Source organism: Jannaschia donghaensis (assembly GCF_001403795.1).
Lineage (GTDB): Bacteria > Pseudomonadota > Alphaproteobacteria > Rhodobacterales > Rhodobacteraceae > Jannaschia > Jannaschia donghaensis.
The window spans coordinates 699,805-723,237 of sequence record NZ_CXSU01000011.1; the positions used below are offsets into that span (position 1 = coordinate 699,805).

Genomic DNA, 23,433 nt, shown 5'->3' on the forward strand with positions numbered 1-23,433 from the left:
CTTGGGTTGACCGGCTTTCGGCGATCCGTCGCCCGATCATAGCCTTTTCTTCCCGTAAACCATGGCGTTGCACCTGCGATCGGTTTCTTGTCAGGGTACCCTTCACGGAAGGGTTCAGTTTCCCAATCGCGGATTGTCGTCTTGACCAAGGTCTATCTTCCCCCCGTTGCGCTTCGGGTGTTCTTTTTGTTCTGCATCGTCGATGCCGGCTTCATCGCGGCCTTCGCCATCGGTCACGATGCGGGTTTGCCGGAGGCTTTCTGGCTGGGGCGGGACAGCGGCTGGCCGGAGCGTTTCAATTTCCTGAAGTGGGCTATCATCGCGGCGCTGTGCACAGGCGTGGCCGTGCGGTGGCGAAACCCGCTGTTCTTCGGCCTCGCGCTGGCCGCGCTTGTCCTGCTGTACGACGACTCCCGCCAATTGCATGAACGGTTGCCCGTACTGATTCTGGATGTGACGGGTCTGCGCAGGCTGGGGTTGCCCGGCGACCACATGCTGACATCTGTCGCGGTTTTCGGGGTGATCGGTCTGGTATGTGCTGCGCTGGTCGCGCTGTCCCTTCGCCTTGGCCCCGCGCAAAACCCCGAATCCGCGCGGCTTGTCCTGACCGACACGATCCGGCTGGTCGGATTGCTTGCGTTCTTCGGGATCGGCGTCGATCTGGTCCACGGTATCGTCGACAAGCTCTTGCCGGTCGCATCATTGCTCCTGACCGTGCTGGAGGAGGGCGGCGAGATGGTCTCTCTTTCACTTCTGCTGTCGTATTTTGCGCGGCAGGCCATGCTTCCGGAGCGTACGGGACGGGAACTTGCCGGTCGCCCAGCGTCCCGAGCGAAGACCCGGCCCACCGACGTGAGATAAAGCGCGCCGCCGATCGCATGGGGCGCGTGGGTCGCCAGGACGGCGACCCTGCGGAACCGTCGCGCGACCAAGCGTCCGGATCGGCAGGGCAGACTTGCAAATTGGCGTGTGGCCGGGTTTCATCGCACCGCCCTCTCTACGCCGCATCGGGGGGGCGGACCTCCCCATCCGGTATCGCGGCGAAAGACGACATGGACATTCCCTTCCGCCTGAACGGCGAAGACGCCACAGCCGTGACCGACGATCCGACGACGACCCTTCTGGACTGGCTGCGCGAAGATCGCGGCCTGACCGGCACCAAGGAGGGCTGCAACGAAGGCGACTGCGGCGCGTGTTCGGTCATCGTTACGGGCGACGACGGCACGCCGAAGGCGCTGAATGCCTGCATCCTGTTCCTGCCGCAGATCGCGGGCAAATCGGTCCGCACGGTCGAGGGGTTGGCCGGGCCGGACGGCGCGCTGCATCCGGTGCAGCGCGCGATGGTCGATGAACACGGGTCGCAATGCGGCTTTTGCACGCCGGGGTTCGTGACCACGATGGCGGCGGCCCACGCGCGCGGCGATACCGATCATCTGGACCAGATCGCCGGGAACCTGTGCCGCTGCACCGGCTACGCCCCGATCCTGCGCGCGGCCGAGGTGGCCGCGGATGCCCCGGTGCCCGACGCGATGACCGAGGGCCCCGTCGCCGGGTCCGATATCCTGGGATCCGACCATCATCATCCGCGCTCCGCCGACGACTTGGCGGCCTGGTACGTCGAAAACCCCGATGCCACGCTGGTGGCCGGGGCGACGGACGTCGGTCTGTGGGTGACGAAGCAGTTTCGCCCGCTGGGCACGCTGGCCTTCTTGGCCGGCTGCGAAGACCTGAAGGGCGTCGACGTCGGGGAAGATGAAATCTCCATCGGTGCGATGTGCGATATGGAGACGCTGCGTCACGCCATGGCCCCCCATCATGCCAGCTTTGCCGAGCTTTTGCGCCGCTACGGCAGCGTGCAGGTCCGCAACGCCGCCACCATCGGGGGTAACATCGCCAACGGCTCCCCCATCGGGGACAGCCCGCCCGCCCTGATCGCGCTGGGCGCGACGCTGCATCTGCGGCGCGGCGATATCCGGCGGTCGATGCCGTTGGAGGATTATTTCCTCGACTACGGCAAGCAGGATCGGCAACCGGGTGAATTCGTGGAGCGTGTGACGATCCCGCGGCAGGTCGACACGCTGGTTTGTCACAAGCTGTCCAAGCGGTTCGATCAGGACATTTCCGCCGTCTGCGGAGCCTTCGACATCGTCGTGGAGGCGGGCGTGATCGCCTCGGCCCGCATCGCGTTTGGGGGTATGGCAGGGACGCCCAAACGCGCCCGCGCGACCGAAGACGCGCTGATCGGGAAGGTGTTCGACGCCGCGACGCTGGCCGAAGCATCGAAGGCCCTGGGCACGGATTTCTCGCCGCTCAGCGACATGCGCGCTTCCGCCGCGTACCGGTTGCAGGCCGCGCAGGGAATGCTGCGGCGCCTGGCCGACCCGGCCCCGGCGATCCTGGAGGTGCGGGCATGACCGTCGCCAAACCCCTGCCCCACGAAAGCGCGCGCCTGCATGTGACCGGCGCGGCCCGCTACACCGACGATATCCCTGCCCCGAAGGGCTGCCTGCATCTGGCGTTCGGCCTGTCGGATGTGGCGCGCGGCACGCTCGACGCCTTGAACGTCGATGCGGTGCGGGCGGCCCCCGGCGTGGTGACGGTGCTGACGGCGCAAGACCTCGACCCGATGCCCGACTGCTCCCCTTCGCTGCACGACGAGCCGTTGCTGTGCACCCGGGAAATCCACTATGCGGGCCAGCCCTTGTATCTGGTGATCGCGGACAGCCACCTGAACGCCCGGCGCGCGGCCCGGTTGCACGAGGCGACCCTCACGCAAGGTGACGCGATCTTGACAGTCGAGCAGGCGCTGAAGGCGGAATCGTGGTTCGACGGCGGCCCCCGCGTCTGGACGGACGGCGATGTCGAGGCGGCTTTGGCGAAGTCGCCCCATCGCCTGACCGGGCAGATCGAGATCGGCGGGCAGGAACATTTCTATCTCGAAGGGCAGGCCGCCCTGGCCGTGCCGTCGGAAGCCGGAGAGATGCACGTCCTCACCTCCACCCAGCATCCCACCGAAATTCAGCACAAGGTCGCCGACGCGCTGGGTGTGCCGATGCATGCGGTGCGCTCCGAGGTGCGGCGCATGGGCGGGGGGTTCGGCGGCAAGGAAAGCCAAGGCAACGCGCTGGCCATCGCCAGTGCCATCGCGGCCCGTCTGACGGGGCGCGCCTGTCGGATGCGCTATGACCGGGACGACGATTTCGTCGTGACCGGCAAGCGACATGATTTCCGTATTGCCTACGAGGTTGGCCACGATGAGGCGGGCCGCGTTCTGGCGGTGAAGTTCAGGCACTGGACCCGCTGCGGCTGGGCGCAGGACCTGTCGCTGCCGGTGGCCGACCGCGCCATGCTACACGCCGACAACGCCTACGACATCCCGGCCATGTCCATCGAGAGCTGGCGGCTGCGCACGAACACGCAGTCGGCGACGGCGTTTCGCGGTTTCGGTGGGCCGCAGGGCATGCTGGGGATCGAGCGGGTGATGGACCACGTGGCGCACGCCGTGGGGCGCGACCCGTTGGAGGTGCGGCGGGCGAACTTCTACGCGGACGCCGGTGGGAATGTGGGAGCCTCCGGCGGGGATATTTCCGAAACGAAGAAGACGGGGCGGACGCATTACGGCCAGGAGGTGACGGACTTCTGCCTCGGGGACATCACGGCGCGACTGGCGGAGAGCTGCGACTACGCCGGGCGCCGGGCGCGGGTGGCCGAGTGGAATGCGGCAAACGATGTGCTCAAGCGCGGCATCGCGCTGACGCCGGTGAAGTTCGGAATCTCGTTCACGCTGACGCATCTCAACCAGGCGGGGGCCTTGGTCCACGTCTATGCCGACGGGTCGATCCACCTGAACCACGGCGGCACCGAGATGGGGCAGGGGTTGCATTCCAAGGTGGCGCAGGTGGCCGCCGACCGGTTCGGCTGCGACATGGCGCGGGTGAAGGTGACGGCGACGGATACGGCCAAGGTGCCCAATACTTCCGCCACGGCCGCCAGTTCGGGGGCCGATCTGAACGGTATGGCGGTCAAGGCCGCCTGCGACACGATCCGCGACCGGATCGCCGTATTTCTGGCCGAGGCGCATCAGGCCGATCCGGCCACCGTGGTCTTCGCGGGCGATGCCGTGACCGTCGGAGGCGAGAGCTATCCTTTCGAAAAGGCCGCGGCGATGGCTTATGCGGGTCGCGTGTCGCTGTCGTCTACGGGCTTCTACGCCACGCCCGACATCAGTTGGGACCGGGAGGCCGGGCAGGGCCGACCGTTCTATTATTTCGCCTACGGCGCGGCCTGTTCGGAGGTGGTGATCGACACGCTGACCGGTGAAAACCGCATCCTGCGCACCGACATCCTGCACGACGCGGGAGCGTCGCTGAACCCGGCGCTCGACATCGGACAGGTGGAGGGGGGCTTCGTGCAGGGTGCTGGCTGGCTGACGACCGAAGAGCTGGTCTGGGACGAGGCGGGCCGTCTGCGCACCCATGCGCCCGCGACCTACAAGATCCCTTGCGCGTCGGACGTGCCGCCGGTGTTCAACGTGACGCTGTGGGAGGGGGAGAACCGTGAGGATACGATCTACCGCTCCAAGGCGGTGGGCGAGCCGCCGTTCATGCACGGCATCTCGGTGCTGATGGCGTTGTCGGACGCCGTCGCCTCTTGCGGAAAATCCTACCCCGATCTGCACGCGCCCGCGACGGCGGAATGCATCCTGCAGACGGTGCGGGCAACGTCGTGACGCTGGACGTCGACGGGCTGACCGCTTTGATCGCGGCGCATGGTTCGATCGCGCGCATCCTGGTGGTGGACGCGCGCGGATCGGTGCCGCGGGGGGCGGGCACGTCGATGGTGGTCTGGGCAGACGGATCCGACGGCACGATCGGTGGTGGGGCGCTGGAGTGGCAGGCCATCACGGCCGCGCGCCAGACGCTGGCGACGGGCCGATCGCAGGTGCTGCGCATTCCCCTTGGGCCGGCGCTGGGCCAATGTTGCGGCGGGGCGGTGACGCTGGCAATCGAAGGTTTGGACAAGGTGCCAAGGGCACCTTGGGTGCGGCGGATCGAAGGGGCGGAGGATTGTCCCGACATGACCGGCTTCGCGTTCCGCGACGGATGGCTGCGGGAGGAGGCGCGCGCGCCGGGCCGTGCGATCTGGGTGTGGGGCGCGGGGCACGTGGGCGCGGCCCTTGTCACGACGCTTGCCCCCATGCCCGACCTGTCGGTCACTTGGATCGACGATGCCGCCGACCGCTTCCCGAACGTCCCCGACCCCGTCACGCAATTGCTGGCCACGGACATGCCCCGTGCGATGCACCATGCCCCGGCCGACGCCGACCACATCATCCTGACCTATAGCCACGATATTGATCTGGCGCTTTGCCATGCGGCGCTGTCGCATGGGTTCCGATCCTGCGGGCTTATCGGGTCGGCGACGAAATGGGCGCGGTTTCGATCGCGGTTGGGGGCTTTGGGGCATGAAAAACAGGCGATCGACCGCATCGCCTGCCCGATCGGCAACCCGGCCTTCGGCAAACATCCACAGGCCATTGCGGTGGGTGTCGCGGCCAGTCTACTTTCCCCGGAGTTGTCCCACGGGGCGGCAGGGGAGACGACCACGTGACCATTCTTCTGGAGTTGAGCGGCCTGACCAAGGCGTATCCCGGTGTGGTCGCCAACGATGACGTGTCGTTCCGCATCCGCGCCGGTGCGGTCCATGCCCTGCTGGGGGAAAACGGGGCTGGAAAGTCGACTTTGGTCAAGACGGTCTATGGGTTGGTGAAGCCGGATCACGGGATGATGACCCTCAAGGGCGCGCCCTTTGCCCCCGAGGAGCCGCGCGCGGCGCGGGCGGCGGGCGTCGCGATGGTGTTCCAGCATTTCAGCCTGTTCGAGGCCCTTTCGGTGGCCGAAAACGTCGCGTTGGGCATGGAAAATCCGCCCAAATTGCGCGACTTGGCCACCCGCATCCGCGCCGTGTCGCAGGAATACGGACTGCCGTTGGACCCCGACCGCCGGGTCGGTGACCTGTCCGCGGGGGAGCGTCAGAGGGTCGAGATCATCCGGTGCCTGCTGCAGGACCCCAGCCTTCTGATCATGGACGAGCCGACGTCCGTCCTGACCCCGCAGGAGGTGGAAATCCTGTTCGCGACGTTGCGCAAGCTGTCGCGGGAGGGGACATCGATCCTCTATATCTCTCATAAACTGGAAGAAATTCGCAGTTTATGCGACGCGGCCACGATCCTGCGCGGCGGCAAGGTGGTGGGCGAGGTCGACCCGCGCACCACCTCGGCCGCCGATCTGGCCGAACGGATGGTCGGAACCAAGCTGACCGCACCCAAGGCCACGGGCGGGGCGGTCGGGGATGTCGTCCTGCAGGTCGCGGCCTTGTCCATGCCGCCCGCATCGCAGTTCGGCACCCCCCTGCGGGACATCGCGATGACCGTGCGCGCGGGCGAGGTGCTGGGCATCGGCGGCGTCGCGGGCAACGGGCAGGACGAACTGCTGGCCGCCCTGTCCGGGGAGCGGACATCGGCAAGGAACACCGTAACGATGGACGGTATGGACCTGTCGCGGTTGGCCCCGACCGCGCGGCGCAAAGCGGGGCTTCTGACCGGCCCGGAGGAGCGTTTGGGCCATGCCGCGGTGCCGGACATGACGCTGGTGGAAAACGCCGCGCTGACAGGGGCGGCGCGGCGAAACATGCTGTCGGGCGGGTTCCTTCATTGGGGGCGTGCGCGCGGCTTCGCCGACGAGATCATCGCCAAATTCGACGTCCGCACCCCCGGCAACCATGTCGCGGCGCGGTCGCTGTCGGGGGGAAACCTGCAGAAGTTCGTGATCGGACGCGAAGTTCTGCAAGACCCGCGCGTCCTGATCGTCAATCAGCCGACCTGGGGGGTCGATGCACTGGCCGCCGCCGCCATCCGGCAGGCGTTGCTGGATCTGGCCGGACAGGGGGCAGCGATCGTCGTGATATCACAGGATCTGGATGAACTGCTTGAGATATCGGATCGCTTTGCGGCCCTGAATGGCGGGCGACTGGGGGACGCGGTGCCGACAAACACCCTGACGATGGAGCAAATCGGCCTGATGCTGGGCGGGGCGCATGACACCAGACCTGCGCAGCGGGCGGAGCCTGCGCATGTGTGACGTTGAGAGCGCATCGAGGTCCTTTCCCGGCGTGACATCGACGCGGCCCGAAGGCGTGCAAGCGTGATCCGGCTGGAGCGGCGACCGACCCCATCGCGGGCCTGGGGTGCGGCCTCCCCGCTGCTGGCGGTCGCGTTGACGATGGTGGCGGGTGTATTGATGTTCGCGGCTTTGGGCAAAGACCCGGTGGAAGCGCTGCGTACGATCTTCTGGGATCCTGTGTTCGGGGAGTTCGCCTGGTATTTTCGCGGCCAGCTTTTGGTGAAGGCCGGGCCGCTGATCCTGATCGCGGTGGGCCTTGCCATGGGATTCCGCGCGGGCGTCTGGAACATCGGGGCGGAAGGCCAGTATATCGTTGGCGCAATCTGCGGGGCCGCCGCCGGGCTGGCGTTCTATCCGTCCGACAGTTGGCTGATCTTCCCGTTCATGGTGATCTGCGGCGCGCTTGGCGGGATCGCCTGGGGGATGATCCCGGCACTGCTGAAGGTAAAATTCGGGACCAACGAGATTCTGGTGTCATTGATGCTGGTCTATGTGGCCGAGAATCTGCTGGCGTCGGCGGCGGTCGGCTGGCTTCGCAATCCGGATGCGGTGGGTTTTCCAGGCTCCCGCAACCTGTCGCGGTGGGACGCGTCGTCGAACCTCGAGTTGATCGCGGGGACCGGCCTGCACTGGGGCGGGGTGGCGGCGATCATCGCGGTGATCTTTGCCTATGTCCTGCTGACGCGACACCTGATGGGCTTTCAGATCCGACTGGCGGGCGCGGCCCCGCGCGCGGCGCGGTTCGGCGGCGTGAACACGGCGCGGCTGGTGGTGTTCTGTCTTGGCTTCTCGGGGATGCTGGCCGGGCTTGCGGGCCTGTTCGAGGTGACGGGACCGGCGGGGCAGGTAAGCATCGACTTTGCCTCCGGTTATGGATTCACTGCGATCATCGTGGCATTTCTGGGCCGGCTGAACCCGCTGGGCATCGTGGCGGCGGGGCTGCTGATGGCGTTGACGTACGTGGGCGGGGAAGCGGCGTCGGCCAATCTGGGCCTGCCGGGGGCGGCCATTTCGGCATTCCAGGGGATGCTGCTGTTTTTCCTGCTGGCGGTGGATGTGCTAACGAATTTTCGGGTGCGGATCTGGCAGGGGGCGACGGCATGACCAAGATGGATAGACCAGATGGGCTTGGCCTGCTGTGGATCGCGGTAGGGGCGGGGCTGACGCTGCTGTTCGTGGTGGTGACGGTCCTGGCGGTTGTCGGAAAGTCGGCCCTGTTGGAGTTGACGTCGACCGGCGTGGGACAACCGAGCGCTGCCGCGCCCGTCATCGCCGGCGGGCTGACAACCGTCTTGCTGATTGCCGGGCTCTTCCGTTGGCGCGGGGTGCGGAAGGTTCGGATGTGGATGCTGACGGTCCTGGCGGGTCTGACCTGCGCGGCTTGGATCGTGTTTCTGGCAAACGTGGGCAGCGGCAGTGTTTGAACGCGAACGTCGGAGGAGCCGGACGTGACACATGCGAAACTCGCCCCCGTAATGGGGCTGATGATGGGCGGGATGATCCCGTTGATGATGCATGGGCAGATGGGCGGGGCCGGGGCGGCTTTCCTTCTGAGCCATGTCGTGTTGGGCCTTGCAGCCCTGACGCTGGCACTGGTGGTTCCATCGGTGCGACGCTGGGTGGGCCGTCATAAACCGACGCGCGCGATGGGGCTCAAGATGGGGCTCGGGGCGTTGGTCGGATTTGCCCTCATCTGCTCACACTGCTTGGTCACGTTGCACGGGACGATCTGAATGGACCTCTCCTCGATCTCCCCCACCCTGCTCATCGCCTCTCTCATGGTCGCAGCGACGCCAATCCTGTTGGCGGCCCTCGGCGAGATGGTGGTCGAAAAATCAGGCGTCCTGAACCTCGGGGTCGAGGGGATGATGATCATGGGGGCGGTCTGCGGGTTCATCGCGTCGGTGGAAAGCGGGTCGCCATGGCTGGGGTTTCTGATGGCGGCCGCCGGGGGCGCGGTCATGGCGCTGCTGTTCGGTTTTCTGACGCAGGTTTTGCTGTCCAATCAGGTGGCGACGGGGCTGGCCCTGACGCTTTTCGGACTGGGGCTGTCGGCGCTGCTGGGACAGGGATACGTGGGCATCAAGGCCAATTCGTTGGGGCGGATCGACTTGGGCTGGCTGTCGGATTTGCCGTTCGTGGGCCGGGTCGTCTTTGGCCACGACCCCATCGTCTATCTGTCGCTGGCGTTGGTCGCGGTGGTCTGGGCGTTCCTGAAATACACCCGCGCGGGTCTGGTGCTGCGGGCGGTGGGTGAAAGCCACAACGCGGCGCATGCGCTGGGTTACGGCGTGCGTCATGTGCGGTTGATGGCGATCGCGTTCGGCGGCGCCTGCGCGGGTCTGGGCGGCGCGTATCTGAGCCTGGTGCGCGTGCCTCAATGGACCGAAGGGATGACCGCCGGGGCCGGGTGGATCGCGCTGGCCATCGTGGTCTTCGCATCTTGGCGGGCGGGGCGCGTGTTGGCGGGTGCCTATCTTTTCGGCGGAATCACCGTGTTACAGCTTAACCTGCAGACGGCCGGGGCGTCGGTGCCGGTCGAATTGCTGTCGGCGGCCCCGTATCTTGTCACCATCCTCGTCCTCGTGCTTATTTCGCTGCGCGCCGGACGGGCGGGGGTCGCCCCTGCCGACCTCGGCAAACCATTCCACGCGTCGACGTAAGATCGGCGCGGGTTCCAACGGGAGAGACAAGATGACACTCAAGACACTTCTGGCCGGCGCGATGGCGCTCGGCCTCGCCGCACCCGCGCTGGCGCAGGACGACCCCGTCAAGGTCGGCTTCATCTACGTCGGGCCGATCGGCGACGGCGGGTGGACGTTCCAGCACGATCAGGGCCGTCTGGCGGTGGAGGAGGAGTTCGGAGACCGGGTCGAGACGGTGTTCCAGGAGTCGGTGCCCGAGGGCGCAGACGCCGAGCGCGCGATCACGCAGATGGCGCTGGGCGGGGCGGACATCATCTTCACCACGTCCTTCGGCTATATGGATGCGACGAATGCGGTGGCCGAGAAGTTCCCGGATGTGAAATTCGAACACGCGACCGGCTTCAAGCGGGAGCATCCGAACGTCGCGACGTACGACGCGCGGTTCTACGAGGGTCGCGCGGTGACCGGCACGCTGGCCGGGTACATGACCGAGACCAACAAGATCGGCTACATCGGATCCTTCCCGATCCCGGAAGTGATCCAGGGCATCAACTCCAGCTTCCTTCACGCGCAGAAGGTCAATCCGGACGTGGAGATGGTCGTCACCTGGGCCTATACCTGGTTCGACCCCGCGAAGGAGGCTGACGCGGCCCGCGCCATGATCGACCAGGGCGTCGACGTCATCCTGCAGCACACCGACTCCACCGCGCCGCAAGCCGCCGCACAGGAGGCAAACGCCAACGGGGGCCGTGTGTTCACCTTCGGTCAGGCGTCCGACATGATCGCCTTTGCCACCAACGAAGACGGCACGCCGGGTCCGCGCATCGCGTCGATCATCGACGATTGGTCGCCCTATTATATCGAACGTGTGGGCGCGGTCATCGACGGCACGTGGGAGCAGCAGGCCAGCTGGGGCGGCATGCCCGAGGGCGAGGTCGTCATCGGCGAGATCACGGATGCGGTCCCGGCCGAGGCGAAGGCCGCCGCCGAGGAGATGATCGCGGCGATCACCGACGGCAGCTACCACCCGTTCACCGGCCCGATCAACAAGCAGGACGGTTCGGTCTGGCTGGAGGATGGCGAGGTGGCCGACGACGGCACGCTGGCCGGCATGGATTTCTACGTCGAAGGCATCGCGGGCGATATCCCGAACTGATCCTTTGTGGATTAACGGCCCAACGCCCGGCGGATCACTCTGCCGGGCGTTTTGTTTTGTGGCTCAGCGTCGAATACGGCATCTGGCGCCCGACACGCAGTCCCCGGTGGCCCCGTCGATCACCTCCGAATGCCCCGGCTCGCCTTCGGGCAGGGGGACGCCGTCGGCAAGCAGGAAGCGGACCGAATGGCCGCCGTACAGGCCGGCCGGAAATCGCGGGATCGGCGCGGTGATGCGATAGGTTCCGTTCGACATCGGTTCGATCAGGTCGCGTTCCAGCAGTTGCAGCAATCCAGCCTGCTGGGGCAGGATGTCATAGGGCGCGACCTGGCCCGAAGCCGTCACGTCCTTCGGGTCGATCTGAATAACCCCGCCGGGGTAGAAGCGGTTCAACTGGCGCAAAAGACGGGCATAGCCGCCGTCGTCAGTTGCGTCGGGCACGAAGGTCAGCTTGCGATCCCGTCCGCCTTGCAATTCGATCTGGTCTCCGTTGCCAAACTGGACCGTGATGCCGTTGGCGGACCGGCGGTCGCGCGCAGGTTCGGTGCCGGACGGAAGCGAGATACGGTCGATGGAGTAGGAGCCGACGACCGCCGCGACCGGGTGATCCAATCGTTTGGCCAAGGCGGCCTTCGCACGCAGCGCGGCCCCGCTGCCGCTGTCCCACCGCTCTCCGGGCAGGCAGCCCCGTTCGGGCACGAAGGTGACGCGATCGGACGGCAGACCGGTCGTGCCCAGGCCGTCGGCCCGGGCCATGCCGACGAATGTCTCGATACGGTCCGTGGCACCGGTAAACCGCCAGATCATGCCTTCATAGGCGCTTGCCACGACATAGAGCGGCGTCTCGCCCGGCTCGACGATCACTTCGGCCGTATAGGTCGTCTTGTCCTGACCGGCGACCGTGACGGTCGACAGGGCGGTCGCGTTATAAGCGCTTAGCAGCAGGACCGTCGCCTCGTCGGAGGCGGGCGGCAGAGTGCAGGGCTCGTCACCCATCGCGTCGGCCAGCCGCCGTTCGATCCGAGTGCGTGGATTGCTGCTGCGTTGCGCGTCGACCGGGGGCAGGGCTTCGACGGCGGCGATCACAGCCTGAACCTCGGCGACGGTCGTCCGACCGTCCCCATCCACGTCATAAAGCATCGGATCGCCCACCGACGCCTGTTCGCCGTTTTGCCGTGGGGGCATCCGGGGTTCGACCAGTCGCGCGATATCGCTCACCGACATGCCGTCCGGATCACGCCCTGCCATTACAAGCGTCAGTTCCGCCCTGTCCCCGGCCCTCAGGAAGGGGGCCTGCCGCGTCGCTTCGTCGGGCGAGATGGTGAGGTCGCCGTTCGTATCGAAGCGAAGGATCTGCGCGATGGCCTGCGCACGCTGCTGAGCGCGGGCCATGTCCCGTCGGATGTCGACTTCGGTCTACGTGACGACGCCATCGGTGCTGTGCTCGTAGATATTCCGAAGCAGCCCGCGCAAGACGCGGTCCGGCTGATTTGCGATCGATCCACGGATCGCATCGGGCAGCGCTTGAACATGGGCGGTCGCGGCGGATACGCCCGGATCGGCCGTGGCGGTCTGTGCATCCGCCAGGCCGGGCAAGGTCGTCGCCAGAGTCAGCAGGGCAAGGACAGGGTGGCGTCGTGATATCATCGGGATCTCCTGTGCAGGCGGTCCTGATGGCGGAAGATTTCGGCAATTTTGTGAACGACTTGCACACATGTGACCCCCGGCAACCTGCGCCGCCGGGGGTCCTCGCTTCAAGGGAGGATCTACTTGGGAAGGGTCGTGTCAGCCGGCCGGGAGGAGGCCGGCATCGACCGCGGCTTGCAGTTCGACATCGCTGAGGACGCCGTCGGCATCGGTGTCGATGGCCGCGAAGGTGTCGGTGGTGGCGTCCGGGAACGCGACCTGCAGCTCCTCCAGGGTGACATTGCCGTCTCCGTCCGTGTCCATCGCGCTTTGCGCCATGGCGGGCGCGGCAAGGGCAAGGGTCATGGCGGTCGTTGTCAGAATGGCTTTCATCGTATCTTCTCCTGTTTCAGTCACATGGTTCGGACGCTTGGGACGTCCGCCTTCTGTTGATCGCATCCGCGGCCCCGGCGCCTCCCGTCCCGTGTCACAGACCGGTTTCACGCGCACCGCCGCCGGTTCGACCACTTGCGCTGTGCGTGATCCCGCGCGGCCAAGCCACTTGGGGGTCCGTCGGCGGAAACGCCCGCCCGGGGTGAACCCGTTCCGGCCTCTTTCCGCCGGATCGCGATGTGGTATCGCCCCTTCCCGCCGCGGCGTGTGCGGGGCAAAGTCGGGGCGAAATCGCCGTTTTCGGCAATCCGGAGCCCGAACCGATGCATCTTGAGACAATCGTCGACCTGTCCGCCCATCCGATCGTCGGCCGCGGCTATGCCGATCGATGCCGCGCCACGCTGGAGACGCAGGGCGTCCTGGCGCTGTCGGGGTTCGTCCGACCGGATGCCCTGGTCCGAATGCGCACGGAGGCGCAGGCCGGGCAGAAGAAGGCATATTTTTGCACCCAGAACCATTCCGTCTATCTGACGCCGCCCGACCCTGACCTGCCCTCGGATCACCCGGTCAACCGTCAGGTCGTGTCGTCCAAGGGCTGCATCTGCGACGATGACGTCGGGCAGGCGTCTCCACTCCGGCTTCTCTACGACGATCCGCAGTTCCGGGACTTCGTGCGGACCGTGACCGGAGAGGACGGGCTGCATCCCTACGCGGACCCCTTGTCGTCGATCAACATCCACTACGCAGGGCGCGGGCAGGAGCTGGGCTGGCATTTCGATAATTCGTCCTTTGCGATCACGCTGCTGATCGAAAAACCCGACGCGGGCAGCCGGTTCGAATACGTGCGCGATCTGCGCGATGCCGACGCCGGAGAGATGAACGCGGATGGTGTCGCCGCCCTTCTGGACGGTACGATCACGCCGGAGGTGCTGGAGATGGAGCCGGGAACACTGGTCCTGTTTCGGGGGCGCAATTCCCTCCACCGCGTGTCGCCCAACGAAAGCGATACGGTTCGGATGCTGGCGGTGCTGGCCTATAATTCGCAATCCGGTGTCGCCTTGTCGGAAAGCGCGCGGATGACGTTCTACGGGCGACTTAGCTGACATTGCGGCAGCTGCGCGCGCCGCGAGCGACGGGGCCATTTGCGGCACCGCCGGTCTGGCGCTGGGCCGGGGAAATGGGTTCCCCGATCGCTTTCTTCGCGCTAGGTGTTTGGCATGACACGGATAACCAGCCACGACGGCACCGCCCTTTCGCCATTGTGTTTCGGCACGATGCAATTCGGCGGCCGTGCCGACGCGACCGAAAGCCGGGCGATGTTCGACGCCTGCCGGGCGCGGGGGATCACCTTCTTCGACACGGCCAACGTCTATACCGAAGGCGCGTCCGAAACGCTTCTGGGGGACTTCGCGCAAGGCGAGCGGGACAGCCTGATCATCGCGACCAAGGCCGCGTATTCCGGCGGGGCCGGGCGCCGCAACATCCTGGACAGTCTGGAGACGAGCCGGTCACGCATGAAGATGGACGTGATCGACGTGCTGTACCTGCACCGATGGGACGCGGACACGCCGCTGGAGGAAAGCTTCGAGACGCTGGCCGAAGTGCAGCGAGCGGGCAAGGTCCGGTACATCGCGGTCAGCAACTTCGCGGCCTGGCAGGTGGTGAAGGCGCAGGGCGTTGCCGCGACCTTCGACACGCGCATCGATATGATCCAGCCGATGTATTCGCTGGTCAAGCGACAGGCCGAAGTGGAAATCCTGCCCATGGCGCAGGATCTCGGGATCGCGGTCGCGCCTTATTCTCCGTTGGGGGGCGGACTTTTGTCGGGAAAATATGCCGATGGCGGAACGGGTCGCCTGACCGAAGACGATCGCTATGCCGTCCGGTACGGCCCCGAATGGATGCATCGCACGGCGCGCGACCTGACCGCGTTGGCACAGGAGGTCGGGCAGTCGCCCGCGACCCTTGCCGTGGCCTGGGTGATGGCGCATCCAGCTGTGACCGCCCCGATCGTCAGCGCGCGCACCGCCGCGCAGTTGGAGCCGTCGCTGGCGGCACTGGACCTGACGCTGGATGCGGAGATCATAGCGCGTCTGACCGCACTTTCGCCGACGCCCGCGCCCGCCACGGACCGTCTAGAGGAAGTCTGATTTTAGTTTGACTGGTAATTTTCATGGTCGCTTGTCCGCGCGACGACCATTGTGACAGGGTGCCGCCGTGGAGTGTGATTTTCTGATAATTGGCGGTGGGATCGCCGGAGCATCGGCCGGGGCGGCCCTTGCGCCGTTGGGCCGCGTCGTCCTGTGGGAGGCGGAGGCCGGGTTCGGGCACCACGCGTCGGGCCGGTCGGCCGCATTGTTCGAGGAAAGCTATGGCCTGCCGGCGGTTGTCGCGCTGAACCGTGCCTCGCGTGCCGATCACGAGGCGGGGGGCTGGATGTCGCCGCGCGGCCTTATGCTCCTGGGGTTCGACGGCCAAAACGCGGCGTTCGAAAGCGACGTCGCCACGATGGGGCTGGAACGGATTTCGATCGAAGATGGGCGGGCCAAGGTGCCGATCCTGTCGTCTGCCGTTGCGCAGGCCGCGTTTCACGCGGACGCTTATGATCTAGACACCGATGCGATGATCCAGCGTGGCATACGTGCCGTGGCCAATGCCACCCCAGGCCGCCGGATTGACCGCATCGAACGGATCGCCGGCGGATGGTGCGTGACGGCGGGCGACGCAAATATTACCGCGCGCCAGATCGTGAATGCCGCCGGCGCATGGGCGGATGCGGTCGCCGTTTCGGCGGGCGTCCAACCTTTGGGGCTGACGCCGCTGCGCCGGTCGATGGCACGGTTGCGCGCCCCTGGCGGACATGACGTGTCGGGTTGGCCGATGATCTTCGGCGTCGGAGAATCCTGGTATGCCAAACCGGATGCGGGTGCCCTGATCGTCTCCCCAGCCGAGGAGGTCGCATCGGAGCCGGTCGACGCCTATCCCGACGACATGACCCTGGCCGAAGGGCTGGACCGGTATCAGGCCGCCGTCACCGAAGCCGTCACCCGACCGATGGCCACCTGGGCGGGGTTGCGGACCTTCACGCCGGATCGTTGCCTCGCCATCGGGCCGTCGGACGTGGATGGGTTCTGGTGGTGCGCGGGGCAGGGTGGATACGGATTTCAGACGTCGCCGGCGGCCGCACGCCTACTGGCGGACCATGTCGCGGGCCGCGGGTCGGAATTCGAAAGCGCGACTGTCTCCGCCCTCGATCCGGGGCGGTTCCGATGATCCGGCGCATCCGAACATCCGACATGACACCGTCCGCCGACGCGGACGGACGGATTACTGCGCCTTCGGCGGATCGCAACCGCGATGCCATCCTCCAGGTCTTGCTGCCCAGACTGCCGCGAAAGGGCGACGTTTTGGAAATCGCATCGGGCACGGGCCAGCATATCGCGGCATTGGCGGCGCATCGCCCCGACCTCGACTTTCATCCCAGCGATCCCGACCCGGCGCGGCGCGCGTCGATCGATGTGCGTTGCAAGGGTCTGCCGAATGTGGCTCCGGCGGGTGACATCGATGCGGGGCAGGCCGGATGGGCCATTGCGAATGCTGCCGACATGGTTCTGGTCGTCAACCTGCTGCATCTGATTTCGGATCCCGAAATGGCGGTGTTGCTGGACGAGGCGGCGCAGGCGCTGGCCCCCGAGGGTGTCTTGGCGATCTATGGCCCATTCCTGCGGCAGGGCCGTACGACAAGCGATGGGGATGCGACATTCGATGCGGACCTGCGGGCGCAGGATCCGGCGATCGGCTACAAGGACGTCGATGTCGTGCGGACGGTTCTTCAGGTGCTGGAATTGAACGTCGAAATCGTGAAGATGCCGGCCAACAATCTGATGGTGCTGGCGCGTGCGGGGAAGTTCACCGGTCTTTGACCGTCACCCGCGATCGACGTCTGCCAATCGCCCCCGAAGATCATCGAGAGTTGCCTGCTGCGCATCGTCCAGCGGGGCCACCCGCGACCGGAAGAGCGTGGCCTGGCTGTCGTGGATCATCCCATCCGATAGAACCTTGAGGTGGTTGGCGCGCAGCGTTTCGCCGGTGGAGGTGATATCGGCGATCACCTCGGCCGTGTGGTTCAAAACGGTGCCTTCGGTCGCGCCCTGACTGTCCACCAGTTGATAATCTGCCACACCGTTGGCTTGCAGGAATTCGCGGACCAGACGGTGGTACTTGGTCGCGATGCGCAGACGGTGCCCATGGGTGGCGCGAAACTGCGCAGCGGCCGCGTCAAGATCATCGAGCGTGTCGACGTCGATCCATATCTTGGGGACGGCCAAGATCAGATCGGCGTGTCCGAACCCCATCTTGGCCACAACCTCCACCCGGTCGGCCCAGCGGGTGAGTTTTTCGCGTACGAGGTCGCTGCCGGTCACGCCCAGATGGATGCGCCCGGCGGCCAGTTCCCGGGGAACCTCCCCTGCCGACAGCAGGACCAGCGCGATGTCGGCACCTTCGACCTTTCCTGCATATTCGCGGTCGGATCCGGTGCGCGACAGGATCAGGCCGCGATCGCCGAACCATTGAAACGTCTTCTCCATCAGCCGTCCCTTGGACGGCACACCCAGGCGGATCATGCGATGTCCCCCAGCAGACCGGGTCGGATCACGCCACCGACGGCCGGAATGGACCGGCCCGCGCCCAGCACCGCCGTCAGCGCATCGTAGCGCCCGCCGGTCGCCAGCGGCGGCAGATCGGGGCGCGTGGGTGCGGCGAAGGTGAAGGTGAAGCCGTCGTAATATTCCATTGCCGAGCGTCCGCGCGCGGGCGCGAAGGACAGCTGCGCCGGGTCGTGGCCCCGCCGCGACAGCGCGTCGGCCCGTGCCTCCAACCGGTCGACGGCCCCGTCCAGGCCCGGCAGGTCCACAGCCATGTCGCGCAGCGGCGACAGCGCGGCGGCCATCGGCCCGTCCATGTTCAGGATCATGGCAATCACCTCCGCCTCCGTCCGGTTGATGGGCGGGGTCGCCGCATCTTCAACCAGCGACAGGGCGCGCGCCGCGATTTCAGCGGTGCCGCGCAGGCCCACGGGTGTGCCGGCCGCGTCGATCAGGGTTTCGGGGGCGGTCGTCTGCAATTGCGCCAGCATGACGGAGCGTGTGGTCGTCGGCGGAATCGCCCCGGTGTAGCGCTCCATCAGCCGGCGGAACCGGATGGGTCGCCAAAGATGACGGCGCAGGGCGGCGCGGCGGCGCGCGCTGGTCGTCAAGGCTTCGATGGCGGCGATCAGGATGCCCAGATCGCCCGTCGCGGGCAGCGCGCCCCAGGGGGCCATCGCGCGCGCGATCAGGTCGAACACCTCCGCATCCGCCGCCGCCGGGTCGCTGCCGTCGAACACCTCATAGCCGACCTGCAGATATTCGCGGGGTCGACCCTCGTCGATTTCCTGACGCCGGAACACTTCCCCGGCATAGGCATACCGGGCCGGATCCGCGCCGTTGGCCATGTGGGCCTGCACGACGGGAACGGTGAAATCGGGGCGCAGCATCGTCTCACCGGTCAGGGGGTCGGTGGTGGTAAAGGCGCGGCCTCGGATGTCTTCGCCGTAAAGGTCGAGCAAGGTGCCCGCGGGCTGCAGGATCTCGGTCTCGACCGGCTGCGCGCCCGCGTCGGTGAACTGCCGCAGAAGGTCGGCGGCGCGTTCCCGGTCGATGGCGGAAATCACGAGAGCAGCTTCTGGAGGAACGGGACAAGCTCCGCGAGCGGCACTTCCGACTGCGACGGGTTTTCCTTCCATTCCTCCAGGCTCGCGTCCTGTGCCAGCTTTGCGCCAAGGATCAGATCCTTGACCTGCACGACATCGCGCGCCGCCTCGTCGGTGCCTTGGATGATCGCCGCCGGGGAGCCGCGCTTGTCGGCGTATTTCAACTGGTTGCCGAAATTCTTGGGGTTGCCCAGATAGACCTCCGCCCGGATGCCGGCCTGCCGCAGGGTGCCGACGATGGATTGGTAATCGGCCATCCGGTCGCGGTCCATCACGGTGACGATGACGGGACCTGCGGGGGACGTGTCGATGCGGCCCTTCGCGGTGAGCGCGGCCAGCAGACGGTCCACGCCGATGGAGACGCCGGTGGCGGGCACGGCCTGCCCGGTGAACCGCGTCACGAGGTCGTCGTAACGCCCCCCGCCGGCGACGGACCCGAATTGACGCGGACGTCCCTTGTCGTCCTCGATCTCGAAGGTGAGCTCGGCCTCGTAGACCGGCCCGGTGTAGTAGCCGAGCCCGCGCACGACGGAGGGGTTAACGCGTAGCCGATGGTCATTTCTGCCAAGTGCCGTAAGGATTTCCACCATTTCAGCAAGCGCTTCAACTCCGCGTTTGCCGTCATCGCTTTCAAAGTAGAGTTCACGCAGATACTCAATCATCTCGAAGTTCCACAAACGCCTGCCATTCCCATAGTCAGGCCAGCGATGCTTTGTCTCTGAACGAATTGAATACCGGGCCGCATCCAAGGCATCCATCTCGTCAGTTTGAGCTTCGTCGCGTGCCCTGCTTCCCCGGCGCGCCAATCGTTCTTCCAGCCGATCATTGGCCAGGACCAGGCCCATCACAATATTGATTTGAGAGGCCGAAAGACCTGCGCCTTTGGTATAGTCCCCGCTGTCGTCTTTTCGTCCCTCTCCAAGAAGGTCTCGAACGCCATGTTCTTGCAGTCGGTCGATTTTATCTATCGCCCGAAGGACGATACCGCGCGCGTCGCCTTCGGTAGGGACTTCGGCAATATCTAGGATCGCGGATAAAAGCCGTCGGTCATTCAGTTGAATGACGTAATTATCCGATGTTATCCCGACTGCCTCCAGTGCATGACCAAGCATTGCACAAACTTCAGCATCGGCCGCATAGGAGGTCGAACTGGTCCCCACCGTATCCGCGTCGCACTGATAGAACTGCCGGAACCGCCCCGGTCCCGGCTTTTCGTTGCGCCAGACGGGGCCCATCGCGTATCGACGATAGGGTGTCGGCAAATCATTGCGGTGCTGGGCATAGACGCGGGCCAGCGGCGCGGTCAGGTCGTAGCGCAGCGCCATCCAGTCGCCGTCCGGCGCGTTGCCCTCCTGCCATGCGAAGACGCCGGCGTTGGGGCGGTCGACGTCGGGAAGGAAGCTGCCAAGGGACTCCACGGTTTCGACAGCCGAGGATTCCAGCGCCTCGAACCCGTAGAGGTGATAGACCTCGGCGATCTTGTCGAGCATGGCCTTGCGCTGGGTGACCTCAGCGCCGAAATAGTCGCGGAATCCCTTGGGCGTTTCGGCCTTGGGGCGGCGGATTTTGTCTTTCTTGGCCATACGGCCCCCGATCTCGAAGCGGTCAGAAGTTGCCCGCGTCCATACGGCCCGCGCCCTGCGCGCGCAACCTACGGAGGCCCGCCATGCAGGACCTGGAAGAACGCATCGCCCACCTGATCCGCGCGGTCGACGACCTGTCGGATGTCGTCGCGCGACAGGACGGTCAGATCGCCACATTGGAGCGGCGGGTCCAGCGTCTGATGGAGCGGGCGGCGGAACAGGAAAGCCAGGGCGGAAACACGATCCCCCTGGCCGATCAGCGGCCGCCCCACTGGTAGGTTGCGCGCCGCCGGCGGCTTAGCCGTCGGTACCGGGGATGCGGCCGTCCAGCTCGTCCTCGATATGCACGCGGATGATCGTGTCCATATCGGGCTCCGCCACGAAGCCCAGATCGCGGGCGCGGGCGGGGTCGAAGGCCTGGGGCCAGCCTGCGACGATCTTCGCCACCGTCTCGTCCGGCTCCCGCCGGATGCGGGCCGCGGCGTCCGGCCCGGCGACACGCTCCAGCGCGGCAATCTCGTCGGCGACTGTCGCATCCACGCCCGGCAGCGACAAAGCGCGATCCTGACCCATCGGGGCCAGATCCATTTCGGCGGCATGGATCAGGAACCCGACGGCGGCGCGGGGGCTGGCGAACCAGTGGCGGGTCGTGTCCGGCACGGGCAGAACGGCATCCTGACCCACCAGCGGTTCGCGCAGGATCGAGGAATAGAAGCCCGACGCGGCGGCATTGGGCTTGCCCGGCCGGATGCAGATCGTGGGCAGGCGCAGGGAAATGCCATCGAGTGCGCCGCGCCGCGACAGATCGGATATCAGCAACTCCCCCATCGCCTTTTGCGTGCCGTAGCTGGTCAGCGGCAGGGTCGGCTGATCGTCGGGGATGACGTCGGGCAGCGGCGCGCCGAAGACCGCGATGGACGACGTGAAGACGAGGCGGGGGCGATAACCGTCCTGGCGCGTGATCGCATCGCACAGCAGGATCGTGCCGTGCAGGTTGACGGAATAGCCCTTGTGCAGATCGGCCTCCGCCTCGCCCGAGACGATGGCGGCCAGGTGGAAGATGACATCGGGCCGGTTTTCGATCAGGGCGACGGCGGCCTTGGGGTCCGACAGATCGGCGGCCATCGCGGCCCCGGGCATCCCGTCTGGCATCACCGGCGGCACCACATCGACCAGCGTCAGGCTGTCGATCGGCGTCCCCTGGATCGTACCGCGCGCGACCAGCGCATCGGTCAATTTGCGTCCGATCATGCCGGCCGCGCCGGTGATGAGAATGTGCATGGCAGGTCCCCTGTTTGCGTCCAGCGTGGCGACACTGGACGCGATGGGCAAGAGGGGAAGGGCCGCCGACGCGCCGCCTGCCGCGCGTCAGATCAGCCCGTCGGCCGCGAACAGCGCCTTGATGTCTTCGGCCGGGCGCGGCCCGATGTGGCCGATGACCTCGCGCGCGCAGGTCACGCCCATGCGCGCGGCCGTTTCCAGGTCGCGCCCCGACCCCAGGCCATACAGGAACCCGGCGGCGAATTGATCGCCCGCCCCCGTCGCGTCCACGACTTTGGTGGCCGTAACGGGGGCCGTGACGCGCGTGTCGCCCGACCGGACCCAGACGTCATGGCCGGACCGCGTGCAGGCGACGATCTCGCAGACGTCGGCGGCCATGCCGATGGCCCGCTCCAGATCGTCGGTTTCATACAGTGTCATCCATTCGGCGGCGTTGCCGATGGCCACGTCCATGTCCTCGGCGATCAGGCGTTTGAAATCGTCGCGGTGACGTTCGGCGCAGAACGGATCGGAGATGGTGATGGTGGATTTGCCGCCCGCCGCCTTCATCTTGGCCGCCGCTTCCGAGAATGCCGTTTTTCCTTCGGGTTTGTCGAAAAGATAGCCTTCGAGAAACAGCATCCCGCCGCCCGCGAAGACCTCCGGCACGTCAGAGGAGGCGAGGTCGGCACCGGCCCCGAGGTAGGTATTCATCGAGCGTTCGCCGTCGGGCGATACGAAGATCATCGACCGCGACGTCGGCAGGTCGACACCTTGGGGCGGAGTCGGGAAGGCCGTGCCCGACGCTTCCATCGTCTGAGCGTAAAATCGGCCGAGGGCGTCATTCTTCACTTTGCCGATGAAGGCCGTCGTCAGACCCAGCGCGCCGATGCCCGCCAACGTGTTCGCCACCGACCCGCCCGGCGCCTCGACCCGTTCGGACATCGCCGCATAGAGAAGTTCGGCGCGGTCGCGTTCGATCAGCTGCATGATCCCCTTTTCGATGCCCATCTGGTCGAGGAACGTGTCGGTGGAGGGGGAGATTACATCGACGATGGCGTTGCCGATGCCGATCACGTCGTAGGTCTGGGTCATGGATGGTCCTTGCGTCTGGCGAAGATCCGGGCGCTGTCGCCCGCCTCCGCGGATATTTCGGGATATGTGATGAGAGAGATCAGGCCGGGTCGGTTTTGTCTTCGAACAGGCACAGGTCGCGGATCAGGCAAGCCCCGCACTTGGGTTTACGCGCCACACAGATATAGCGCCCGTGCAGGATCATCCAGTGGTGCGCGTGGTGCTGAAATTCGACGGGCACATGATCCTCGATCGCCCGCTCCACGGCGTCGACGTCCTTGCCCGGGGCGATGCCTGCGCGGTTGCCGACGCGAAAGATGTGCGTATCGACGGCCTGTGCGGGGTGGTTGAACCACATGTTCAGGACGACATTCGCCGTCTTACGACCCACACCGGGCAGACGGATCAGCGCGGCGCGGGAAGAGGGCACCTGCCCGTCATAATCGTCGACGATCATCTGGCTCAGCTTGATGACGTTCTTGGCCTTTTGGCGAAACAGCCCGATGGTCTTGATGTGCTCGGTCACGGTTTCCAGCCCCAGATCCAGCATCTTCTGCGGCGTGTCGGCCACCGCGAACAGGCCGCGCGTGGCCTTGTTGACGCCCGCGTCCGTCGCCTGCGCCGAGAGGGCGACGGCGACGACGAGCGTATAGGCGTTGACGTGTTCCAACTCGCCTTCGGGCTCGGCCTCGGCGGTTTGGAAGCGCGTGAAGATCTCGCGCATGATCGGATAGGGAAGTTGCTTGGCCATGGCGGGCGATAT

At 66.2% G+C, this 23,433-nt stretch carries 24 protein-coding genes; 15 read left to right on the top strand and 9 right to left on the bottom strand.

Annotated features, from left to right (window positions below; all coding sequences use genetic code 11):
• Positions 1-141: 141 nt before the first annotated feature.
• From JDO7802_RS07855 to JDO7802_RS07900, 10 genes are all read left to right on the top strand, one after another.
• Positions 142-861 carry a DUF8692 domain-containing protein gene (locus JDO7802_RS07855; protein ID WP_055084263.1) on the top strand — a complete coding sequence of 240 codons (720 nt, stop codon included), beginning with the start codon at positions 142-144 and terminating at the stop codon, positions 859-861.
• 191 nt (positions 862-1,052) lie between these two features.
• Positions 1,053-2,414, top strand: a complete 1,362-nt coding sequence (xdhA, locus tag JDO7802_RS07860; RefSeq protein ID WP_055084265.1) for a xanthine dehydrogenase small subunit — start codon at positions 1,053-1,055, stop codon at positions 2,412-2,414.
• Positions 2,411-4,729 (top strand): xanthine dehydrogenase molybdopterin binding subunit, encoded by a 2,319-nt coding sequence (gene xdhB / locus JDO7802_RS07865; protein WP_055084267.1) that lies wholly within the window; start codon positions 2,411-2,413, stop codon positions 4,727-4,729. Before xdhA ends, xdhB begins: the two co-directional genes overlap by 4 nt.
• The gene (gene xdhC / locus JDO7802_RS07870; protein WP_083481073.1) at positions 4,696-5,610 is read left to right on the top strand and encodes a xanthine dehydrogenase accessory protein XdhC; all 915 of its coding nucleotides are present in this window, start codon (positions 4,696-4,698) and stop codon (positions 5,608-5,610) included. The genes xdhB and xdhC overlap by 34 nt, the downstream gene beginning before the upstream one ends.
• Complete coding sequence (locus tag JDO7802_RS07875) at positions 5,607-7,139, top strand: ABC transporter ATP-binding protein (RefSeq protein WP_055084269.1); 1,533 nt, start codon at positions 5,607-5,609, stop codon at positions 7,137-7,139. Before xdhC ends, JDO7802_RS07875 begins: the two co-directional genes overlap by 4 nt.
• Before the next feature lie 63 nt (positions 7,140-7,202).
• A complete protein-coding gene (locus JDO7802_RS07880) occupies positions 7,203-8,285 on the top strand; it encodes an ABC transporter permease (protein WP_055084270.1) in 1,083 nt (360 codons plus the stop codon).
• Positions 8,282-8,605 (top strand): hypothetical protein, encoded by a 324-nt coding sequence (locus JDO7802_RS07885; RefSeq protein ID WP_055084271.1) that lies wholly within the window; start codon positions 8,282-8,284, stop codon positions 8,603-8,605. The genes JDO7802_RS07880 and JDO7802_RS07885 overlap by 4 nt, the downstream gene beginning before the upstream one ends.
• A 24-nt stretch (positions 8,606-8,629) precedes the next feature.
• Positions 8,630-8,914 carry a hypothetical protein gene (locus JDO7802_RS07890; protein ID WP_144430554.1) on the top strand — a complete coding sequence of 95 codons (285 nt, stop codon included), beginning with the start codon at positions 8,630-8,632 and terminating at the stop codon, positions 8,912-8,914.
• Positions 8,915-9,844: an ABC transporter permease gene (locus JDO7802_RS07895; protein WP_055084273.1), complete on the top strand. Its 930-nt coding sequence runs from the start codon at positions 8,915-8,917 to the stop codon at positions 9,842-9,844.
• 31 nt (positions 9,845-9,875) lie between these two features.
• Positions 9,876-10,982: a BMP family ABC transporter substrate-binding protein gene (locus JDO7802_RS07900; protein ID WP_055084274.1), complete on the top strand. Its 1,107-nt coding sequence runs from the start codon at positions 9,876-9,878 to the stop codon at positions 10,980-10,982.
• 63 nt (positions 10,983-11,045) lie between these two features.
• Here the strand turns inward: JDO7802_RS07900 and JDO7802_RS07905 are convergent, their stop codons facing one another.
• From JDO7802_RS07905 to JDO7802_RS07915, 3 genes are all read right to left on the bottom strand, one after another.
• The gene (locus JDO7802_RS07905) at positions 11,046-12,374 is read right to left on the bottom strand and encodes an EF-hand domain-containing protein (RefSeq protein WP_055084275.1); all 1,329 of its coding nucleotides are present in this window, start codon (positions 12,372-12,374) and stop codon (positions 11,046-11,048) included.
• A gap of 24 nt (positions 12,375-12,398) precedes the next feature.
• Positions 12,399-12,629 carry a hypothetical protein gene (locus JDO7802_RS07910; protein ID WP_055084276.1) on the bottom strand — a complete coding sequence of 77 codons (231 nt, stop codon included), beginning with the start codon at positions 12,627-12,629 and terminating at the stop codon, positions 12,399-12,401.
• A 138-nt stretch (positions 12,630-12,767) separates the two neighbouring features.
• Positions 12,768-13,001: an EF-hand domain-containing protein gene (locus JDO7802_RS07915; RefSeq protein ID WP_055084277.1), complete on the bottom strand. Its 234-nt coding sequence runs from the start codon at positions 12,999-13,001 to the stop codon at positions 12,768-12,770.
• Between the two features lie 323 nt (positions 13,002-13,324).
• Between JDO7802_RS07915 and JDO7802_RS07920 the strand changes: the two genes are divergently transcribed.
• The 4 genes from JDO7802_RS07920 (at position 13,325) to JDO7802_RS07935 (ending at position 16,924) form a co-directional block, all read left to right on the top strand.
• Positions 13,325-14,104, top strand: a complete 780-nt coding sequence (locus JDO7802_RS07920; RefSeq protein ID WP_055084837.1) for a HalD/BesD family halogenase — start codon at positions 13,325-13,327, stop codon at positions 14,102-14,104.
• A gap of 114 nt (positions 14,105-14,218) precedes the next feature.
• A complete protein-coding gene (locus tag JDO7802_RS07925; RefSeq protein ID WP_055084278.1) occupies positions 14,219-15,151 on the top strand; it encodes an aldo/keto reductase in 933 nt (310 codons plus the stop codon).
• 67 nt (positions 15,152-15,218) lie between these two features.
• Positions 15,219-16,274 carry an NAD(P)/FAD-dependent oxidoreductase gene (locus JDO7802_RS07930; RefSeq protein ID WP_055084280.1) on the top strand — a complete coding sequence of 352 codons (1,056 nt, stop codon included), beginning with the start codon at positions 15,219-15,221 and terminating at the stop codon, positions 16,272-16,274.
• A 23-nt stretch (positions 16,275-16,297) separates the two neighbouring features.
• Positions 16,298-16,924 (top strand): DUF938 domain-containing protein, encoded by a 627-nt coding sequence (locus JDO7802_RS07935; protein WP_144430555.1) that lies wholly within the window; start codon positions 16,298-16,300, stop codon positions 16,922-16,924.
• Between the two features lie 3 nt (positions 16,925-16,927).
• Here the strand turns inward: JDO7802_RS07935 and hisG are convergent, their stop codons facing one another.
• The 3 genes from hisG to hisS are packed head-to-tail and all read right to left on the bottom strand — an operon-like array spanning position 16,928 to position 20,336.
• The gene (gene hisG, locus JDO7802_RS07940; protein ID WP_055084284.1) at positions 16,928-17,626 is read right to left on the bottom strand and encodes an ATP phosphoribosyltransferase; all 699 of its coding nucleotides are present in this window, start codon (positions 17,624-17,626) and stop codon (positions 16,928-16,930) included.
• Positions 17,623-18,714, bottom strand: coding sequence for an ATP phosphoribosyltransferase regulatory subunit (locus JDO7802_RS07945; RefSeq protein WP_055084285.1), 1,092 nt, complete (start codon positions 18,712-18,714; stop codon positions 17,623-17,625). Before JDO7802_RS07945 ends, hisG begins: the two co-directional genes overlap by 4 nt.
• Positions 18,711-20,336, bottom strand: a complete 1,626-nt coding sequence (gene hisS, locus JDO7802_RS07950) for a histidine--tRNA ligase (RefSeq protein WP_055084286.1) — start codon at positions 20,334-20,336, stop codon at positions 18,711-18,713. Before hisS ends, JDO7802_RS07945 begins: the two co-directional genes overlap by 4 nt.
• A gap of 83 nt (positions 20,337-20,419) precedes the next feature.
• Between hisS and JDO7802_RS07955 the strand changes: the two genes are divergently transcribed.
• Positions 20,420-20,614 carry a SlyX family protein gene (locus JDO7802_RS07955; RefSeq protein ID WP_055084287.1) on the top strand — a complete coding sequence of 65 codons (195 nt, stop codon included), beginning with the start codon at positions 20,420-20,422 and terminating at the stop codon, positions 20,612-20,614.
• Between the two features lie 19 nt (positions 20,615-20,633).
• Here JDO7802_RS07955 and denD read toward each other — a convergent pair whose 3' ends face one another.
• The 3 genes from denD to nth form a co-directional block, all read right to left on the bottom strand.
• Complete coding sequence (gene denD, locus JDO7802_RS07960) at positions 20,634-21,617, bottom strand: D-erythronate dehydrogenase (RefSeq protein ID WP_055084288.1); 984 nt, start codon at positions 21,615-21,617, stop codon at positions 20,634-20,636.
• A gap of 87 nt (positions 21,618-21,704) precedes the next feature.
• A complete protein-coding gene (locus JDO7802_RS07965) occupies positions 21,705-22,691 on the bottom strand; it encodes an adenosine kinase (protein ID WP_055084297.1) in 987 nt (328 codons plus the stop codon).
• A 79-nt stretch (positions 22,692-22,770) separates the two neighbouring features.
• The gene (nth, locus tag JDO7802_RS07970) at positions 22,771-23,421 is read right to left on the bottom strand and encodes an endonuclease III (protein WP_055084299.1); all 651 of its coding nucleotides are present in this window, start codon (positions 23,419-23,421) and stop codon (positions 22,771-22,773) included.
• Positions 23,422-23,433: the final 12 nt, after the last annotated feature.

What these genes read in the sequence shown, in the direction of transcription:
- xdhA (WP_055084265.1), top strand. Translation starts at nt 1,053, where the DNA reads ATGGACATTCCCTTCCGCCTGAACGGCGAAGACGCCACAGCCGTGACC.
- xdhB (WP_055084267.1), top strand. Translation starts at nt 2,411, where the DNA reads ATGACCGTCGCCAAACCCCTGCCCCACGAAAGCGCGCGCCTGCATGTG.
- xdhC (WP_083481073.1), top strand. Translation starts at nt 4,696, where the DNA reads ATGCATCCTGCAGACGGTGCGGGCAACGTCGTGACGCTGGACGTCGAC.
- JDO7802_RS07885 (WP_055084271.1), top strand. Translation starts at nt 8,282, where the DNA reads ATGACCAAGATGGATAGACCAGATGGGCTTGGCCTGCTGTGGATCGCG.
- JDO7802_RS07895 (WP_055084273.1), top strand. Translation starts at nt 8,915, where the DNA reads ATGGACCTCTCCTCGATCTCCCCCACCCTGCTCATCGCCTCTCTCATG.
- JDO7802_RS07900 (WP_055084274.1), top strand. Translation starts at nt 9,876, where the DNA reads ATGACACTCAAGACACTTCTGGCCGGCGCGATGGCGCTCGGCCTCGCC.
- JDO7802_RS07905 (WP_055084275.1), bottom strand. Translation starts at nt 12,374, where the DNA reads ATGGCCCGCGCTCAGCAGCGTGCGCAGGCCATCGCGCAGATCCTTCGC.
- JDO7802_RS07910 (WP_055084276.1), bottom strand. Translation starts at nt 12,629, where the DNA reads ATGATATCACGACGCCACCCTGTCCTTGCCCTGCTGACTCTGGCGACG.
- JDO7802_RS07915 (WP_055084277.1), bottom strand. Translation starts at nt 13,001, where the DNA reads ATGAAAGCCATTCTGACAACGACCGCCATGACCCTTGCCCTTGCCGCG.
- JDO7802_RS07920 (WP_055084837.1), top strand. Translation starts at nt 13,325, where the DNA reads ATGCATCTTGAGACAATCGTCGACCTGTCCGCCCATCCGATCGTCGGC.
- JDO7802_RS07925 (WP_055084278.1), top strand. Translation starts at nt 14,219, where the DNA reads ATGACACGGATAACCAGCCACGACGGCACCGCCCTTTCGCCATTGTGT.
- JDO7802_RS07935 (WP_144430555.1), top strand. Translation starts at nt 16,298, where the DNA reads ATGACACCGTCCGCCGACGCGGACGGACGGATTACTGCGCCTTCGGCG.
- hisG (WP_055084284.1), bottom strand. Translation starts at nt 17,626, where the DNA reads ATGATCCGCCTGGGTGTGCCGTCCAAGGGACGGCTGATGGAGAAGACG.
- hisS (WP_055084286.1), bottom strand. Translation starts at nt 20,336, where the DNA reads ATGGCCAAGAAAGACAAAATCCGCCGCCCCAAGGCCGAAACGCCCAAG.
- JDO7802_RS07955 (WP_055084287.1), top strand. Translation starts at nt 20,420, where the DNA reads ATGCAGGACCTGGAAGAACGCATCGCCCACCTGATCCGCGCGGTCGAC.
- denD (WP_055084288.1), bottom strand. Translation starts at nt 21,617, where the DNA reads ATGCACATTCTCATCACCGGCGCGGCCGGCATGATCGGACGCAAATTG.
- JDO7802_RS07965 (WP_055084297.1), bottom strand. Translation starts at nt 22,691, where the DNA reads ATGACCCAGACCTACGACGTGATCGGCATCGGCAACGCCATCGTCGAT.
- nth (WP_055084299.1), bottom strand. Translation starts at nt 23,421, where the DNA reads ATGGCCAAGCAACTTCCCTATCCGATCATGCGCGAGATCTTCACGCGC.